General features: G+C 31.1%; 18 protein-coding genes. 6 read left to right on the forward strand and 12 right to left on the reverse strand.

Annotated elements, in window-relative coordinates; translation table 11 throughout:
• Positions 1 to 184: 184 nt before the first annotated feature.
• On the forward strand, positions 185 to 949 hold the full coding sequence (locus ACYEKI_RS08200; protein ID WP_459210693.1) for an alpha/beta fold hydrolase: 765 nt from the start codon (positions 185 to 187) through the stop codon (positions 947 to 949).
• Between the two features lie 83 nt (positions 950 to 1,032).
• The gene (gene yihA / locus ACYEKI_RS08205) at positions 1,033 to 1,641 is read left to right on the forward strand and encodes a ribosome biogenesis GTP-binding protein YihA/YsxC (RefSeq protein WP_459210694.1); all 609 of its coding nucleotides are present in this window, start codon (positions 1,033 to 1,035) and stop codon (positions 1,639 to 1,641) included.
• On the opposite strand, the gene ACYEKI_RS08210 is transcribed toward yihA, so the two are convergent.
• The 3 genes from ACYEKI_RS08210 to gldB all read right to left on the reverse strand — a co-directional run bounded on the left by ACYEKI_RS08210 (position 1,638) and on the right by gldB (position 3,412).
• Complete coding sequence (locus ACYEKI_RS08210) at positions 1,638 to 2,000, reverse strand: GTPase (protein ID WP_459210695.1); 363 nt, start codon at positions 1,998 to 2,000, stop codon at positions 1,638 to 1,640. The genes yihA and ACYEKI_RS08210 overlap by 4 nt on opposite strands.
• A gap of 111 nt (positions 2,001 to 2,111) precedes the next feature.
• Positions 2,112 to 2,450 (reverse strand): gliding motility protein GldC, encoded by a 339-nt coding sequence (gldC, locus tag ACYEKI_RS08215; protein WP_459210696.1) that lies wholly within the window; start codon positions 2,448 to 2,450, stop codon positions 2,112 to 2,114.
• Positions 2,450 to 3,412 carry a gliding motility lipoprotein GldB gene (gldB, locus tag ACYEKI_RS08220; RefSeq protein ID WP_459210697.1) on the reverse strand — a complete coding sequence of 321 codons (963 nt, stop codon included), beginning with the start codon at positions 3,410 to 3,412 and terminating at the stop codon, positions 2,450 to 2,452. Before gldB ends, gldC begins: the two co-directional genes overlap by 1 nt.
• A 157-nt stretch (positions 3,413 to 3,569) precedes the next feature.
• Between gldB and nadE the strand changes: the two genes are divergently transcribed.
• Positions 3,570 to 4,358, forward strand: coding sequence for an NAD(+) synthase (gene nadE, locus ACYEKI_RS08225; RefSeq protein ID WP_459210698.1), 789 nt, complete (start codon positions 3,570 to 3,572; stop codon positions 4,356 to 4,358).
• Positions 4,359 to 4,505: 147 nt separating this feature from the next.
• Positions 4,506 to 5,138, forward strand: a complete 633-nt coding sequence (locus ACYEKI_RS08230; protein ID WP_459210699.1) for a response regulator — start codon at positions 4,506 to 4,508, stop codon at positions 5,136 to 5,138.
• On the opposite strand, the gene dnaG is transcribed toward ACYEKI_RS08230, so the two are convergent.
• Entirely contained in the window at positions 5,135 to 7,216 is a 2,082-nt protein-coding gene (gene dnaG / locus ACYEKI_RS08235) for a DNA primase (protein WP_459210700.1), read from the reverse strand. The two genes, ACYEKI_RS08230 and dnaG, sit on opposite strands and share 4 nt — an antisense overlap.
• 89 nt (positions 7,217 to 7,305) lie before the next feature.
• On the opposite strand from dnaG, the gene ACYEKI_RS08240 reads away from it, so the two are divergent.
• Positions 7,306 to 9,270 (forward strand): tetratricopeptide repeat-containing sensor histidine kinase, encoded by a 1,965-nt coding sequence (locus tag ACYEKI_RS08240; RefSeq protein ID WP_459210701.1) that lies wholly within the window; start codon positions 7,306 to 7,308, stop codon positions 9,268 to 9,270.
• Positions 9,271 to 9,272: 2 nt separating this feature from the next.
• On the opposite strand, the gene ACYEKI_RS08245 is transcribed toward ACYEKI_RS08240, so the two are convergent.
• Positions 9,273 to 9,644, reverse strand: a complete 372-nt coding sequence (locus ACYEKI_RS08245) for a VOC family protein (protein WP_459210702.1) — start codon at positions 9,642 to 9,644, stop codon at positions 9,273 to 9,275.
• Positions 9,645 to 9,845: 201 nt separating this feature from the next.
• Here ACYEKI_RS08245 and ACYEKI_RS08250 point away from each other — a divergent pair, with 201 nt between their 5' ends.
• Positions 9,846 to 9,995, forward strand: coding sequence for a hypothetical protein (locus ACYEKI_RS08250; protein ID WP_459210703.1), 150 nt, complete (start codon positions 9,846 to 9,848; stop codon positions 9,993 to 9,995).
• Positions 9,996 to 10,075: 80 nt separating this feature from the next.
• On the opposite strand, the gene ACYEKI_RS08255 is transcribed toward ACYEKI_RS08250, so the two are convergent.
• The 7 genes from ACYEKI_RS08255 to queA all read right to left on the reverse strand — a co-directional run bounded on the left by ACYEKI_RS08255 (position 10,076) and on the right by queA (position 17,278).
• The gene (locus ACYEKI_RS08255) at positions 10,076 to 11,119 is read right to left on the reverse strand and encodes a porin family protein (protein WP_459210704.1); all 1,044 of its coding nucleotides are present in this window, start codon (positions 11,117 to 11,119) and stop codon (positions 10,076 to 10,078) included.
• A 60-nt stretch (positions 11,120 to 11,179) separates the two neighbouring features.
• Positions 11,180 to 11,980 carry a hypothetical protein gene (locus ACYEKI_RS08260; RefSeq protein ID WP_459210705.1) on the reverse strand — a complete coding sequence of 267 codons (801 nt, stop codon included), beginning with the start codon at positions 11,978 to 11,980 and terminating at the stop codon, positions 11,180 to 11,182.
• On the reverse strand, positions 11,961 to 12,530 hold the full coding sequence (locus tag ACYEKI_RS08265; protein ID WP_459210706.1) for an RNA polymerase sigma factor: 570 nt from the start codon (positions 12,528 to 12,530) through the stop codon (positions 11,961 to 11,963). Before ACYEKI_RS08265 ends, ACYEKI_RS08260 begins: the two co-directional genes overlap by 20 nt.
• A 170-nt stretch (positions 12,531 to 12,700) precedes the next feature.
• Complete coding sequence (locus tag ACYEKI_RS08270) at positions 12,701 to 13,678, reverse strand: polyprenyl synthetase family protein (RefSeq protein WP_459210707.1); 978 nt, start codon at positions 13,676 to 13,678, stop codon at positions 12,701 to 12,703.
• A gap of 66 nt (positions 13,679 to 13,744) precedes the next feature.
• On the reverse strand, positions 13,745 to 14,788 hold the full coding sequence (rlmN, locus tag ACYEKI_RS08275) for a 23S rRNA (adenine(2503)-C(2))-methyltransferase RlmN (RefSeq protein WP_459210708.1): 1,044 nt from the start codon (positions 14,786 to 14,788) through the stop codon (positions 13,745 to 13,747).
• A gap of 99 nt (positions 14,789 to 14,887) precedes the next feature.
• A complete protein-coding gene (locus ACYEKI_RS08280; RefSeq protein ID WP_459210709.1) occupies positions 14,888 to 15,829 on the reverse strand; it encodes a chalcone isomerase family protein in 942 nt (313 codons plus the stop codon).
• A gap of 399 nt (positions 15,830 to 16,228) precedes the next feature.
• On the reverse strand, positions 16,229 to 17,278 hold the full coding sequence (gene queA, locus ACYEKI_RS08285) for a tRNA preQ1(34) S-adenosylmethionine ribosyltransferase-isomerase QueA (RefSeq protein ID WP_459210710.1): 1,050 nt from the start codon (positions 17,276 to 17,278) through the stop codon (positions 16,229 to 16,231).
• Between the last annotated feature and the right edge of the window lie 56 nt (positions 17,279 to 17,334).

A 17,334-nucleotide genomic window follows, 5' to 3' on the forward strand; every position in this document is an offset into this window, starting at 1 on the left:
CTCGTTAAATTTCAACAGCATAGAAAACAAAAAGCACTAACCCTCTCATTATCATATACAAGCAGTTTTATGGTTGTTCTTGATCTAGAATCTAAGTCTCCTCATTTTCTGAGTATTCACAAAAACATAACTATACTATCGATGAAAATGCTATATTTGCGTTTAAGTCTTGTAACAAGAATCAATGAAGCACGAATTAAAAAAAGAAGGAAAATTTAGTTATTTAGAATCAGGAGAAGGGACTCCTATCGTTATTTTACATGGGCTCATGGGTGGGCTTAGTAATTTTGATGGTGTTACTTCGTATTTCCCTGATAATGGATATAAAGTCCTTATCCCCGAATTACCTATTTATACTACACCTTTGATTAAAACTAGTGTAGGTACTTTTGCAAAATACTTGAATGAATTCATTACTCATTTAGGTCTTGATCAAGTGATTGTATTAGGAAATTCTTTAGGAGGTCATATTGCTTTGGTATATACCAAGATGTTTCCAGAAAAAGTTAAAGCTTTGGTTATTACAGGAAGTTCTGGTTTATATGAAAGTGCTATGGGAGAAAGCTATCCAAAGCGTGGTGATTATGAATATATTAAGCAAAAAGCTGAAAATGTTTTTTATGACCCTGCTATTGCTACCAAAGAAATTGTTGACGAAGTTTATGCTACTGTAAACGATAGAAACAAGTTAGTTAAGACTCTTGCTATTGCTAAAAGTGCTATTCGTCATAATATGGCTAAAGATTTACCTAAAATGCCTACTCCTACATGTGTAATCTGGGGTAGAAATGACAATGTCACTCCTCCAGAAGTTGCAGAGGATTTTAATCGTTTATTACCTGATGCTGATTTATACTGGATAGAAAAATGTGGTCATGCTGCTATGATGGAACATCCTGATGAATTTAATCAGATTTTACATAAATGGCTAAAAAACAGAAACTTTTAAATAACATTTTATAGCTAATAAAATACAATTTAATCTAAACAGGGCTTTATGTCCTGTTTATTGATTTACAAAACTCTTGGTTTATGAAAATTACTAGTGCTAATTTTGTAATGAGTAACAGTGATGTTGCCAAATGTCCTAAAGATCGCTTACCTGAATACGCTTTTATAGGTCGTTCTAATGTTGGTAAATCTTCTTTAATCAACATGCTTACTAATAGAAAAAGTCTAGCTAAAACATCTGGAAGACCAGGAAAAACTCAATTGATTAATCATTTTATAATTAATAAAGAATGGTTTCTAGTAGATTTACCTGGGTATGGTTATGCTCGTGTTTCTAAATCTGCAAAAAAAACTTTCCAAAAATTTATCACTGCTTATTTTTCTAAACGTACACAATTAGTTAGCGCTTTTGTTTTAGTCGATTCTAGACATGAACCTCAAAAAATAGATTTAGAATTTATGCAATGGCTAGGCGAAAATCATATTCCGTTCTCTATCATTTTTACCAAAGCAGACAAATTAACTGAAAAGAAACTTCCTGCTCAAATTGAAGCTTACAAACAAGAAATGCTTAATCACTGGGAAGAAATGCCTAATTATTTTGTTACTTCTTCATCTTCTGGTTTAGGAAAAGATGAAGTACTATCTTATATTAATGAAATCAATAAGGAATTAAACACTCAATCTTAAACTACTGTTAATTTATTCTGGATTAGTGTAATTAACTCTTCTACTTGTCTGATTTTTTTTAACTCATTAGTAGAAATTAATACTCGTATTTCGTTCCTTTTATTTTTTTCAAGAATAACTGGATAGGTTTCTTCTGGTTTGAATTCTTTTTCAAATTGATCTTTGTATAAGAATATTAATTCTTTTGTAAAGGTCTTTCTAAATTTTGTCCACGCTTCTCGTTCACCAAAATTACCATGTGTTAAACTACATAAGTCACAAGTATATGTTTTAGGGCTTATAATCTTATGTGCAAAATCCAAGTATTTATGTAGTTTATCAGATTTTGCATTATACACAAAAAAATATTCTTTACTCATTTATACGATTATTAGACAGTAGACTTCTATTTAATCGTTAAAAAACCTCTTGAATTACATCTTCAAGAGGTTTTTATTTTTCTTTGTCAATACTACTAATCTAGCACCAATCTATTTTTGCTTTAATTCAAGTTTTTCTGCAAAATAATCACAAAAATCTTTCATAGTAGCTGTCATTTTCTCGTCTTGAGTAGCTCTGTTAAAAGTATCACTCATAGATACTAACGTTTGATGAAAGAATATTTTCATCTCATCTACAGGCATGTCTTTTGTCCATAAATCGATACGTAGACTTTCTTTATTTTTAGAATCCCAAACAGACAAAAGTACTGCCTTTGTCTCTTCATTTTCTATTCCTCCGTCTTTTGCAGTCCAGTTTAATTTTTCTGGAACTCTATTTTCATCTAATGCTACATCAATTTTTATCTCTGATTTATGTAAATCTTCCATTATCTCGCGGGTTTGTATTTAGATTTTTTAAATATCGTTTCGGCATCTGCCATTAATAATTGCTGCAAAGATACATCGTTATTTTTCATATACGAATTCACTATATGCCAACCTATAAATTGACCTAATCGATCTGGAGATTCATTATCTAATTCTAAATAAAATTTAGAAAATGGTCCAGGGTGTAAAAACCTACCTAACAAACTAGTATCTGTACTATACAATAATTCTTTCTCTATAAAGTATCTCCATACTTCTTCTTCGTTTGCTAATGCCCATTCGTATTTTTCTTTTGTATATCCTATTTTTTCTTCGTCTGGAATAGAAGGAATCAAGACATCTTTAAGATAAAGTTCTTTTCCGTAATAAATCATATTTGCTAGAAACGTACGCTGTTTTGGTCGCCCTATCAATTGCTTTGCATATATAGACACCACATCTGGTGTTAATTGTGCTATTCTAAAATTATCTTTTAAAAAGACTTGAATTCCATCATAAAAATGATGGTCTTTACCTAAATAAGTATCTAGCGATATCAATAACTTATCACTAGACAATACCACTTTATTATGGTAATCAACATCTGACGTCACTGTAATTATTCTAGGTACTTTTATCCCTGGGAAATAATATTTAAGGTGTTGATAAAATGAATACAACTCATTTTTTTGTTGAGAAAAATCAGGAAAAGCTTTAGCTACTTCTTCATTGACTTCTATTTGTATAGTATCATTTAATTTATCTAACCATACTTGATCTGGATATTGCTTAGGAAATAGAAACGGATAATCTTTTTTTAGGTCTGGTAAAGTTTCTGGTGTAACTTTTGAAAAATATTGATCAAATCGCTCTATAGTGATATCTACAGGAATTTGTGCAATCTCTTTCTCTAATTTACTTTCTTTACTACATGCAAAAAATAGTATACTTAGTAAAACTACTGTATAAATACTTCTATTCATCTATTATTACTTTTGTCTTCTTTTGTCTATTAATTATTTTTTTGATTTATATGCTAATCAAATTAGATATATTCAAAACGCTTTCATTTTTTTTTAATTTTACATAGTAACAAAAAACTATGGCCTGCAAAGGTACTATTTTAAGAAACTATACTTTATGCAAACAGAAAAAGTAATTACTCATATTGTTGAATGGCTTAAAGATTATGCCACAAAAGCTGGAATGAATGGATTTGTTGTTGGAATTAGTGGCGGTATTGACAGTGCTGTAACTTCTTGTCTTTGTGCACTAACTGGACTGGATGTGCTTTGCGTAGAAATGCCAATTCATCAAGCTCAAAGTCAAGTAAATCGTGCTCAAGAACACATTAAACAATTAAAAGATCGTTTTGCAAATGTAACAGATACTCGTGTTGATTTGACATCTGTTTTTGAAGATTTTAAAACGGTTACTCCTCCTACCGAGGCTGGAGCTACTCTTGATCTTGCATTAGCCAATACAAGAGCACGATTGCGTATGTCTACTTTATATTATTTTGCGGGTTTAAAACGACTTCTCGTAGCTGGAACTGGTAATAAGGTAGAAGATTTTGGTGTAGGTTTCTTTACCAAATATGGAGATGGTGGTGTTGATTTAAGTCCTATTGCCGATCTTTTAAAAAGCGAAGTATACGCCTTGGCAAAAGTACTTAATGTTCCGGAATCTATTCAAGTAGCGGCTCCTACAGATGGACTTTTTGGTGATAGTCGTAGTGACGAAGATCAAATTGGCGCTAGTTATGACGAATTAGAGTGGGCTATGAAAATGCAAGATGCTGGTAAAACTCAAGAAGATTTTAGTGGTCGAGAACAAGAAGTTTTTATCATTTATTCAAGATTAAACCGTATCAACCAACATAAAATGGTGCCAATTCCTGTTTGTAACATTCCTGTTGATCTTAAATAGAGCACCTTTTATCGATTATTTTATAAAAAAGCTACTAAGATACAAACTATCTTAGTAGTTTTGCATAAATATCAAAACCTACCCCGATTGATATTCATAATCATTATTTTTTACTAATCAGATTTTTATCAGTCAACCTTAACCACAATGATCAATGTATTAATTGCTGACCACCATCCTATTACTAGAAAGGGAATTACCTCTCTTTTACGTAATGCCGAAGAATATGAAATCATCGGTAAAGTAGGCAATGGTAATCAAATGTATGATGTGCTTAATCAAAACACTCCTGATGTTTTAATCATGGAACTAGATCTTCCCCAGATCAATGGTATTATGGCACTTAGAACGATAAAGAAAGAATATTCTGGTATTAAAGTCATTATCTTTAGTGCTCATCCTGAAGAGATGTATGCTTTGAGCGCTATTAAAGCTGGAGCTTCTGCTTATTTATCTAAAACCGTTGAAACAAAAATCCTTAAAAAGGCTATTGACCGAGTCGCTAGAGGAGGTATTTATCTTAACGAAGAACTTTCGCAACAATTAGCCAATGGTAACACTCGTGAAAGCAGTATGGTTTTAAAATATAAAAAACTCTCTTCTAGAGAGATAGAAGTTCTTAATTTACTTTCTGCAGGAAAACGAAATAAAGATATCGCAGCAACGCTATCTATTAATGAAAAAACTGTAAGTACTTACAAAACCAGATTACTTAAAAAACTTAAAGTAGATAATCTAGCTGATTTAATTCATCAATCTAGGTTATTACACCTTAGCTAGATTACTCTATTTAGTCTATTAGAAAGTAATCGTCTTAACGCGATATAATCCATAATGTCTTGTAGGGTTTCTTGATGGCTCTTTACAGTTGTTTCTTTTGTAATTTCAGACAATTCTTTGATTTTCTGATCTATTAAGAAACCTCGCAAGTTAAGAATGGTATCACTTGTTATTTGTGCAATTGTCATATCTTTCTTTTTTACATGAATCTCGTTACGTTCCCAATCATGTAATGTATAGCGCTCTTCATTCATCAATATTGCTGTGATTTGTGATGCTACTTCGCTTGAAAGATAGTTTATAAAAGTATCTACTTTAAAGTTTTCGTCTTGATTTAATTTATCAATTAACGTAAAGTAAATTTCTCTAAAGCTTGGATTTGTAAATTCAACTTCATCATCTTGTAGGTCAAGATAGATTTTTTCATAAACCTTAGCAGTATGTACTTCGGGTTCAAGAACTAATTCTCCATCATCATCTTCTTTAAGAATTAAATCTTCAAAATCTTCTTCTTTTTGTCCATATAAAAGTAGTATCTCTATGATTTTACGTTCTAATTCATATTGTCGATCTATCTTTTCTTTAGCTTTTGGCTTAGGTGTTGACGGAGCTCCTCCTCCACTCATAGTTGCTTCCATAGCCATCATATCCATATACGCCTCTATAGGAGGTTCATTAGGATCTTGATTAGCACTTGTGGGTGCTGATGGTGTTGTATTACGCTCTACCGTAAATGGCTTTTGCTTTTGCTTATTTCTCTTTTGTTGTTCTTTGGCTTCTTTATTTCTAATTTGAGCCAACGTATCAAACACTACTTCTTCAGAGATATCCATAATACGTGAACATTCTCGTACATAGACTTCTCTTTTAATCACGTCTGGTATTTTAGAAATACTTACAACAATATCTCTTATCAGCTCAGCTTTTTTTATCGGATCATTTTTAGATTCCTCTTTAAGAATGGAAGCTTTGAATTGTATAAAATCTTGAGCATTCTCATCTAGATATGCTTTTAATTCATCCAGTGTATTTTGCTTAGCAAAACTGTCTGGATCTTCGCCTTCTGGAAACGTACAAACTTTTACGTTCATTCCTTGTTCTAGAATCAAATCAATTCCACGAATAGAAGCTCTCATTCCTGCCGCATCACCATCAAATAAAACGGTTATATTATTCGTCAATCGATTAACCAATCGTATTTGATCTGCTGTAAGCGCAGTTCCTGATGAAGCTACCACATTACTAATTCCTGTTTGATTAAACTGAATCACATCGGTATAGCCTTCTACTAGGTAGCAATTATCTTCTTTGGCTATAGCTTGTTTTGCTTGATAGATACCATATAAGACTTTACTTTTATGATAGATATCACTCTCTGGCGAGTTTAAGTATTTTGCTGCTTTTTTATCTGTTTTTAAGATTCTTCCTCCAAATCCTAAAACTCTACCAGACATAGATTGTATAGGAAACATCACTCTGCCTTTAAAACGGTCAAATTGTTTATCTCCTTTAACAATCGTTAATCCTGTTTTTTCTAGATATTCTAGTTTATATCCTTTGTCAAGCGCTGCTTTGGTAAAAGCATCCCATGTTTCTGGAGAATATCCTAAACTAAATTTTTCTATCGTTTCATCTGTAAAACCTCGTTCTTTAAAGTACGATAATCCTATAGCTTTTCCTTCTTCCTTATTCAACAGTACATCCTTAAAATAGGTATTGGCAAATTCACTAACCAGATACATACTTTCTCTTTCATTTGCCTGCTGCTTTTGTTCGTCTGTTTGTTCAGTCTCCTCTACTTCGATATTATATTTCTTGGCCAAATATTTAATCGCTTCAGGATAGGTAAAATGCTCATGTTCCATCAAGAACGCTACTACATTTCCTCCTTTTCCTGTAGAGAAATCCTTCCAGATCTGTTTTACTGGAGATACCATAAATGATGGTGTACGTTCATCGCTAAACGGACTTAACCCTTTAAAGTTTGATCCTGCTTTTTTGAGTTGTACAAAATCACCTATAACTTCTTCTACTCTCGAAGTATCAAAAACTGCATCTATGGTATTTTTTGAAATCAAGCTATCTTAATTTATTTACTAGAAATCCTTCTTTTATCTATACTTAATTGTATAAATTTGAACTTACAAATTAACTAATATTTTATGATTTGAAAGGTTTAGCTCATATCAAATTCACTTTTATATCGTACCTCTTATATTTATTTGCATTTTTTGTTTCATTACACATTCATAGTCAAACTACTACCTCTCAAAAAGAATTAACAACTGAAGTTACTGGTTTTGGTAAAGTGTTTGATCATGCAAAAAAAGAGTTTTATCTACAATTAAAAACCGAAAAAACTCCTTTAAAACGTTATACTATTATTGATTCTATAACGCAGTATCACATAAAAAGCGGTCATATAGATTCTATTCTTTATTATGGTGATTTACTACACAAAGAAGTACTTCAACTCAAAGATTCTACTACTCAAAATGGAAATTTATTATTGCATGCTTATAGTGTAATTGCCATAGGTAAACGTAGTAAAGGGTTATTAGATACTGCTATTAAATGGAATCTAAAAGGAATATCGCTTGCAGAGAAACTTCAAAACAACGCTCTCTTATTTAAACACAAATTAGGTTTAGGTGTCGTTTATCTAAAAAAACGTAAACTTGATAAAGCTTCTTCTTTATTTGAAGAATGCTTGAAGTATAAAGAGATTTCTCCCAAAATGCAATATGCAGCTCAAAAATATCTAGGAGATATCGCTTATTACCAAAAAAACATAGGTGCTGCCAAACAACTTTATACTGATGCATTACAAATTTGTACTACTCATAATCTTATTAAAGAACAATTAATTGTCAAGCTAGGGCTAGGTGCTATTGCTCAATATAACAAAGATTATACAACTGCTTTTAATTTATATAATGAAGTAAAAGATATTGCTATACAATATAAATTTTATGATCTTAATATTGATGCTCAAATTAATATGGGAAGTGTCTATTATGATATGGAGCAATATCAAAATGCAGAATTGGTATATTCTACTGCGTATACTAATACCATATCATGGGATAATTTATACCTGCAAGAACGTGTTTTAAAGGCTTTAAAAGAATTATATATTACCAAAAAAGATTATAAAAATGTCTATGGTATTATGTCTCAACTCAATCGTATTTCTAATGAATTACTGATGAGACAAAATCAAAAAGAGATTAGAGATCTACAAATTAAATATGAAACAAAACAAAAGGAAGATCAAATCAATTTACTTAAAAAAGATCAAGAATTACAAAAAGCTGACTTAACTCGTGAGAAAGCCATTAAGATAGTCATGTTGATTGCTTTTGGTATTATTTTGATTCCGATAATTGTTTTATTATATGTCTATTTTCAAAAGTTAAGGACGCAACATAAGCTCAATCAAACACTAAAAAAAGTTAGTGCTCAAGAAATATCTTCTTTACTTAAGAAACAAGAATTAAAAATCATGAATGCAGTTCTTGAAGCTCAAAACACCGAACGTAAACGCATTGCGCAACGTTTGCACGATAGTGTAGGTGGTAACCTTGCCGGGATTAAACTATCGCTATCTAACTACGCAGAAAGGGATAAGAAATTAGCTTCGGTTTCTCATCGTATTGATGATACCTATCAACAAATTAGAGATATATCTCATAATCTTTTACCTCAAAAGTTCCATAATTTTGCATTTACTGCTTTAATCGACGAATATGTTTCACAATTAAGTGAGGCTAGTGATTTACAAATTACTTTTAGTCCTTTTCCTGAATTTGATTTAAATCAAACTCAAGAAGATATTCAAGTAGAAGTCTATACTATTCTACAAGAATTATTAACTAACATTATGAAACATGCTCAAGCTACAAATGTAGATATTCATTTAAATTTAATAGATGAAACTATACAGCTTATGGTTGAGGACGATGGTGTTGGTTTTGACACCTCTAAAACTGCAAAAGGTATCGGATTGCATAATATTAAAGAACGCGTACATAATCTCAATGGAGTTTTACATATAGATTCTGCTGTAAAACGCGGTACTATAATTAGTATTGACATCCCTACTTATCCACAAATAGGTGTTGCGCAATGAATTTAAACATGTTGATCAATTAGAATAGCATTACCATCTGGATCTAGTACCACAAAACTTGCTGGTCCAGAGGTATTTTCATCTGCTTCTGTTTCTAATTTGATACCTTTATCCTTTAATTCTTTTTGAATAGTTCTAACATCGTCAAAGTTTTCAAGTATCTGTGTATTTGAATCCCAGCCTGGATTAAATGTCAAGATATTATTTTCAAACATGCCTTGAAAAAGTCCGATTAAAGTTTCTTCATTTTTCATTATGAGATAATTCTTTTCTAGATCTCCAGCAAAAACTTTAAAGCCTAAAGTTTCATAAAATGCTTTTGAAGCTTTGATATTCTTTACGCTAAGACTTATTGAAAATGCACCTAATTTCATATCATTATCATTTTGGTATTTATGTTTAAAATACTCTTTTTTAATAAGATTAGCAAGGATGTCAATTGTATTTAAATAACCTTTACTCTTATTTTAAACTTGAATTAATAAAATACTTAATAAGAAATCTAAACACTTTTGATGATTGATTTTTACTAGAATTAATGTTTAGTTTGTGCTTTAATTTTTAAATACATTATTATGGCAGTAAAACATACACCTACTGGAATTGTTCATAAAGGTCAAAAAGGAGGAACAACTGGTTGCGGAGTAAATACTACAAATCATTATGATCATTGGTCTAATACAAATCAAACAATCACTTGTGACAAAAATGGATGTAAAAATTAAGATCTCTTTATTTTTATTAATCTGTCAAAAAATAGAACCTAAAATATTTAGGTTCTATTAAACAAATTAAATTAACACTTTTAAAGATCAAATCTTAGTCCTAGTGAAATATTATTAAGTTCGGTATTAGGATCTTTAAATATAGGATTCAAATCATATTTAAGATAAAGCGACATGTCTCCAAATCCGGCATAAGCTCCAAGTCCATAGACAAAATCGTTTGTATTGTAATCTCTTTTGATTTTATCTTTGATGCGATCTCCATCTTCTTTATATTTTAATTTTTGTCTTGTACTTATATTAGCTCCAACATATCCTCCTATTCCTAGTCTAAACTTTCTATCTATATAGTATCGTATTTTTTCTTCAGACTTAAATATTCTTGATGGGCCTATTTCTAAGTATAATGGCACAACTAGATGATCCATTCTAAATTTAGATTTATCCAATTCAACTCTAAAATCTTCTACTTCTGTAAGATCTCCATTTTCTACAAAATATCTATTATCTGTAAGTTTTAATCCATTAGATACATATGATATCCCATAATTTACTCTCAGCCAATTACTATTCTTAAAAACTCTAGTTTTCCATGACCATCCAATCTCAAAAAAGCGGCTTCCTAATATCTTAAAATCAGAATCACTTAACGATTGTCCATCTGCTAATGCATTATTAAGCCCAAAAGCTACTACTAAATCTTTGCGTGTACGTCTATCATATTTTATCTTTTTGCCTTCTTTACTATTAATTTTTATACCAAAAAGAATTACTTCTTTATCCTCTTCATTATCTTTTATAATAACATCTTCTTGATTACGCTCATACAATGCTATTTTATTATCAATAATCGCCAGTCGATTTTCTATGTTTAATGCATGTTTCTTTGCTGCTGTTTCTTTTAACTCTTGTGCTGTTGCTGCTGTAATTTCATTACGCTCTAATCTTTCATTGATAACTTCTACTGCTGCTTTAAGTTTATCACGCTCTTCTTTCTTAATTACTTCTTTTTTCTTAAGTAATTGTTCTATTGTTTTTTTATTGTCTTCGGTTACTTGTGCTTGTATCATTTGGGCACCACTAAGTAGGATCGTTAATACGACCATAAGTATTTTTGTTCTCATCTGTTTTTGATTTTTTGAGGCAATCTCTCTTGCCTTTTAACTTTCTGTTCGTGTATAAGATTAAAAGTCCTTTTCTGCTACAGCTGTTTTTACTCTTTTAAGTCCTGCTTTAAGCGCTTCAAAAACACGTTGCTTAAAAGTTTCATCTAGCTCTGTTTCTACGTCTAGTAACAATGCCATTGCATCAACTGTACCTGCTTTTTCGTATTGTGTTGTTGTTATATCTCGTTGTGCTTTTAATAATAAAGCATCTATTTCTTCTTCTGTTACGTCTTTCTGTTGTTGTAGTGCTGTAATTTGTGCTACTACTTCATTAACGCGTGCTGTCATTGCATCTTCTACTGGTACTGAGAGTTGTTCTTTATTTATAAGTTTTTCGACCTTATGAATAACCTTATTCTCTTCATGAGCTATTGCTTCTACTATAGATTTCTTTTCTACTTTTCTTTGTGATTTGGACAGCTTATTTGATTTCTCTTTTTCTTCTCTTTTTGAAGTTTTTATAGTTTTACTCGCTACACTTGTTTCTAATTCTTTTTGAATAGCAATTTGCTCTGTTGATATTATCTCTAGAGGTCGAGTTGTCTCTTCCTGCTTTATTTCTTCGTTTTCTTCAATACTTTCAACTATATCAATATGATTCTGTTTTTCTATGTCTATAGTATATACAGTGCTTAATATTAATATCCCTATAAAACATGCTGCTATAGCCATATATCGCAATATCGCCTTTTTTTTAGATTGTTGTAACGGTACTTCATCAAGACGTTCTGCCAATTGCTCCCAACTAGAAACTGATGGCTTAATCACTCTTTCATCTAACTTTTCTTTTATGTCTTCTTCAAACTTCAACGGAGCCATTATATGTCTTGTTTTGTTGGTTCAACTTCTTTTGCAGCAATTTTCTTGCTTTAAATAATTGCGTTTTGGATGTACTTTCTGAGATATTAAGCATCTTTGCTATTTCTTGATGCTTATATCCTTCTATAGCATATAACACAAATACCATTTTATATCCTTCTGGTAATTTATCTATTAAGTTTTGTATTTGAGCTACCTCTAAATCAATCTGTGTGTTATTCCAGGTTTCTTGAGCATATACAGTTACATCATCTGTAAAGAATAATTGGTTCTTCTTTCTTAAAAAACTTATTGCTTCGTTAATCATTATTCTTCTTATCCATCCTTCAAAGCTTCCTTGATGTTTAAACTTTTTTAAGTTGGTAAACACTTTAAAAAAGCCATTCATCATAATCTCTTCGGCATGATGGATATCTTTGACGTATTGCCTACAAACACTTAACATTTTGGGTGCATGTTTTTCATACAATAGACGCTGTGCTTCTCTATCATGAGCTACTGCTTTTTTTATAAGCTGTTTTTCGTCTTTATAAAATTGTATTACTTTCACCCTTTACTGTTTGTTTTTATCAATCACAATTTCTATTCCTAATTTTATAAATAGTCTTCAAAACTGCTTTCTATCTATATAGACGCAATTGTTTTAAAAATGGTTGTCCACTTTTTTATTTTTTTTCAAAAAAGCAGTTAACACTATGATTTTCAACAGTAAATTTAAGCTTATTTTTTTCGTTCGATAACGTAACGCACCATAAGTTCGAGTGAATCTCTATAAGGTGATTGTGGATAAGTTGATAAAATTGTTAATGCTTCGTCTTTAAATTCGTGCATTACTTTGGTTGCATAATCAAGTCCTCCACTTATTTTCACATAATTGATAATTTCTTTTACTCTTTTTTTATCTTTATTATGATTCTTAATGGAATTGATTAGCCATTTACGTTTTTCTTTAGGGCAGTTATTAAGTGTATATATTAAAGGAAGTGTCATTTTTTGTTCCTTAATATCTATTCCTGTAGGTTTACCTATTGCTGTTTCTCCATAATCAAATAAATCATCTTTGATCTGGAATGCCATCCCGATTAACTCTCCAAACTTACGCATTTGCTCTACAGCATCTGATTCTGGTGCTACAGAACACGCTCCTAAGCTACAACAAGCAGCTATAAGTGTTGCTGTCTTTTGGCGAATAATTTCGTAATAAATATCTTCGGTAATATCTAATTTTCTAGCTTTTTCTATTTGAAGTAATTCTCCTTCACTCATTTCTCTTACCGCAACAGAAATGATTTTTAGGAGGTCAAAATCGCCATTATCAATAGATAATAATAGTCCTTTTGATAATAGATAATCCCCTACTAAAACTGCTATTTTATTTTTCCATAAAGCATTAATAGAAAAAAATCCTCTACGCCTATTAGAGTCATCTACTACATCATCATGAACCAAAGTTGCTGTGTGAATCAATTCAATTACTGATGCTCCTCTATAAGTACGTTCATTAATTTGTCCACCTGAAACCATTTTGGAAACAAGAAAGACAAACATAGGTCGCATTTGTTTTCCTTTTCGATTTACAATATAATGTGTAATTCGGTTAAGCAATGCTACCTGTGAAGTCATAGATTGATAAAACTTCTTTTCAAAAAGTTCCATCTCTTCTATTATCGGCCGTTTTATTTGTTCGACTATCTTCATGGATTATGCGAAGATACTATAAAAGTTCTTTTTTGAAAGCTATTTTTAATGTCTTTACTTATTTCTTTATACTTGTTTATTAGCCAACTGACCACATGCTGCGTCTATATCTTTCCCTCTACTTCGTCTTACATTCACTACAAAACCTCTACTTTCTAATCCATGTATATATTTATCAATAGCTTGTGAAGATGCTTGTTGAAATTCTCCATCATCTATAGGGTTATATTCTATCAAATTAACTTTACATGGTATATAACCACAAAAACGTACCAAAGCATCTATATCTTCTTTACGATCATTAATACCTTTCCACACAACATATTCGTAGGTTACCCTGCTCTTTGTCTTACTATACCAATATTCTAAAGCTTCCCTTAATTGATCTAACGGAAATGTTTCATTAAATGGCATAATTCGCGTTCGCACTTCATCAATCGCCGAGTGTAATGACACTGCTAATTTAAATCGGACTTCGTCATCTGCCATTTTTTTAATCATTTTTGGTATTCCTGAAGTCGATAACGTAATTCTTCTAGGTGCCATTCCTAATCCTTCTGGAGAAGTAATTTTATCTATTGCAGCTATTACATTATTGTAATTCATAAGTGGCTCTCCCATACCCATAAATACAATATTAGATAACGGTCTATTATGATATAATCTACTTTCGTTATCTATAGCTACTACTTGATCATAGATTTCGTCTGGATTCAAATTACGCATGCGTTTTAGTCGTGCTGTAGCGCAAAATTTGCAATCTAAACTACATCCTACTTGAGAAGAAACACAAGCTGTTGTTCTTGTAGGTGTAGGAATCAATACTGATTCTACTATTAAATCATCATGTAATCGTACCGCATTTTTAATAGTACCATCTGTACTACGTTGCATTTGATCTACGCGAATATGATTAATCACAAAGTTCTCTTCCAGCATTTCTCGAGTTTTCTTTGAGATATTTGTCATATCTTCAAAACTATGCGCTCCTTTATTCCAGAGCCACTCGTATACTTGATTCCCTCTAAATGCTTTATCTCCTTGCGCTTCAAAAAATGCTCTCAATTGTTCTTTGGTAAGCGCTCTTACGTCCTTTTTCTTTGCTTTCATGATAGTGCAAAAATATAAAGTTTCTTCTTTACTATAAAAAAAGAATCATCCATAACTGTAATGAATGATTCTTTTGTATTTATTCTTTTTCGTACTTAATTATCTAACGCGTTTCCATTGTTGAGTTCCTCCACTACCTTTATACTTTACATTAAGAAGGTTTTGGTTATCCTCATCAATCCATATCTGACAAGAAGATACTTTTCCGTCTTCTATATTAGTAAAAGTTCCTCCAGAATATTTACTACCACTCTTTCTAAGTTTTTTGATAATAACTAATCCTTCAACTTCTTGGTTTTTATCTTCACCTTTACAGTCATAACAGATAGCATCTCTTTCTGATTCTCTTAACATTCTATCAATTACTCCATATACTTCTCCTTTAATCGTATAGATTTCGATAATTGATTTTGCTACACCTGTTTCTACATAGTAAGACTTCCATTTTCCAAAAATTGGATTATCTCCGCTATCTCCTAATAAACTAGTTTTTAATTCTGCATCAATAGGATCATCTCCTAACCACATACCGAAAATAGCTTTTTTAAATTCTAATCCATCTATCTTCCCTAGCTGTCTCATATTTTTGTAAACATATAAACCATCACCTTTTTTATAGATTAATTTATAAATTTCATGCTTACTAAATACTCCTCTGAAAAAACCTAAAAACTTACGAATATCATCTTCTATTTTATAGCTATTTCCTTCTGTTGATTTTTCTAAACCATTTCTCAACATTTCTTCAAACACAGGAGGTGTAATAATATTTGAAATTACTTTAATTGTAATTCCCATTGTAGCATCCATATTCGCTACCTTCATATCATCTTGCTTTCCTTCTACTTCAAAATCCACATATAATCCTGCTGCATATAATTTTGATGAAGCATCTTTTCTTACTCCTGCTCCATTTAAAATAAGCTCAATATCTCCTATTTTTTCGCTATCGTTAAATTGCATTCCTCCTACTCTTGTCTGGGCATTACAATTTATGATTCCAATTAAAAAAATTATTATAAGTGTAAAAATGTTTCTCATCGCTATATAATTAATACTTTCTGCTTCAATTCATTAAAAAAACTTCACTATCAATTTTTTACAAAGTTTTGATATGCAAAATTTAAGGGCGGGCAAAGATAACCAAGATTCGTAAATTTTAAACGAAAAATCTCATTTTTTTAAAGTTAACATTATCATAAAACTATGATAATTGTCATTTACATGTTAAATTATCTTTAAATATTAGATGTGGTTTTTCTTTTCACAGCCTGCAAAAATATAACATGATTCCATAATTAAGTTATTAAACATGTTCTTTTCTACATTTTCTAGATATAAAACATAAAAATCTGTTAAACTACATTATTTTAAATCTTATCATAACAAAAAAAAGAGTGCTTAAAGCACTCTTTTAATATTATTTATAGCTATAGGATCTTATAGAATTAACATAGCATCACCATAAGAGTAAAACTTATATTTTTCTTTTACAGCTTGCTCATATGCTTCTTTCATGAAATCATGTCCTGCAAATGCAGACACCATCATCAATAAAGTAGATTTAGGCGTATGGAAATTTGTAATCATACTGTTTGCTATACTGAAATCATATGGAGGGAAAATAAATTTATTTGTCCATCCTCTGAATTCATTAAGCGTTTTCTCTGAAGAAACTGAGCTTTCTAATGCTCTCATTACAGTAGTTCCTACCGCACAAATTCTTCTTTTATTTTGGATTGCCTTGTTGATAGTTTCTGTTGCTGCTAATGCAATATGAGCTTCTTCACTATCCATTTTGTGCTTAGATAAATCTTCTACTTCTACTGGACTAAAAGTTCCTAATCCTACGTGAAGTGTAACTTCGGCAAAGTTTAATCCTTTTATCTCAAGGCGTTTCATTAAATGCTTAGAAAAGTGTAATCCTGCTGTTGGTGCAGCTACAGCTCCTTCGTTCTTAGCATAAATTGTTTGGTAACGTTCTTCATCTTCTGGCTCAACACCTCTCTTGATGTATTTTGGAAGTGGTGTTTCTCCTAAGTCATTTAACTTTTGTCTAAACTCCTCATAAGAACCATCATATAAGAAACGTAATGTACGTCCTCTAGAAGTAGTATTATCAATAACTTCTGCTACTAAACTTTCGTCATCACCAAAATATAATTTATTTCCTATACGAATTTTTCTCGCTGGATCAACCAATACATCCCACAGACGCGTTTCTGCATTAAGCTCTCTTAATAAAAATACTTCAATTCTTGCTCCTGTCTTTTCTTTATTACCATATAATCTAGCAGGAAATACTTTTGTATTGTTTAAAACCATTACATCATCTTCGTTAAAATAATCTATTAGGTCTTTAAACATTTTATGCTCAATAGTTTGTTCTTTTCTATTTAACACCATTAAGCGAGCTTCATCTCTATTCTCTGCTGGATATTCTGCCAACAATTCACTAGGAAGATCGAAATTAAAATGCGATAACTTCATTCGTTTTATTTTTTTATAAGGCGCAAATATACAATCTCACATAGGGGGTTGTCAAG

This window comes from Aquimarina rhabdastrellae (assembly GCA_947387485.1).
Taxonomy (GTDB): Bacteria; Bacteroidota; Bacteroidia; order Flavobacteriales; family Flavobacteriaceae; genus Aquimarina.

Coding starts and splice junctions, on each gene's coding strand:
- ACYEKI_RS08260 (WP_459210705.1), bottom strand. CDS start 11,980: ATGGCTCCGTTGAAGTTTGAAGAAGACATAAAAGAAAAGTTAGATGAA.
- ACYEKI_RS08210 (WP_459210695.1), bottom strand. CDS start 2,000: ATGAGTAAAGAATATTTTTTTGTGTATAATGCAAAATCTGATAAACTA.
- rlmN (WP_459210708.1), bottom strand. CDS start 14,788: ATGAAAGCAAAGAAAAAGGACGTAAGAGCGCTTACCAAAGAACAATTG.
- gldC (WP_459210696.1), bottom strand. CDS start 2,450: ATGGAAGATTTACATAAATCAGAGATAAAAATTGATGTAGCATTAGAT.
- ACYEKI_RS08250 (WP_459210703.1), top strand. CDS start 9,846: ATGGCAGTAAAACATACACCTACTGGAATTGTTCATAAAGGTCAAAAA.
- queA (WP_459210710.1), bottom strand. CDS start 17,278: ATGAAGTTATCGCATTTTAATTTCGATCTTCCTAGTGAATTGTTGGCA.
- ACYEKI_RS08280 (WP_459210709.1), bottom strand. CDS start 15,829: ATGAGAAACATTTTTACACTTATAATAATTTTTTTAATTGGAATCATA.
- ACYEKI_RS08230 (WP_459210699.1), top strand. CDS start 4,506: ATGATCAATGTATTAATTGCTGACCACCATCCTATTACTAGAAAGGGA.
- ACYEKI_RS08270 (WP_459210707.1), bottom strand. CDS start 13,678: ATGAAGATAGTCGAACAAATAAAACGGCCGATAATAGAAGAGATGGAA.
- yihA (WP_459210694.1), top strand. CDS start 1,033: ATGAAAATTACTAGTGCTAATTTTGTAATGAGTAACAGTGATGTTGCC.
- ACYEKI_RS08255 (WP_459210704.1), bottom strand. CDS start 11,119: ATGAGAACAAAAATACTTATGGTCGTATTAACGATCCTACTTAGTGGT.
- ACYEKI_RS08200 (WP_459210693.1), top strand. CDS start 185: ATGAAGCACGAATTAAAAAAAGAAGGAAAATTTAGTTATTTAGAATCA.
- nadE (WP_459210698.1), top strand. CDS start 3,570: ATGCAAACAGAAAAAGTAATTACTCATATTGTTGAATGGCTTAAAGAT.
- ACYEKI_RS08245 (WP_459210702.1), bottom strand. CDS start 9,644: ATGAAATTAGGTGCATTTTCAATAAGTCTTAGCGTAAAGAATATCAAA.
- gldB (WP_459210697.1), bottom strand. CDS start 3,412: ATGAATAGAAGTATTTATACAGTAGTTTTACTAAGTATACTATTTTTT.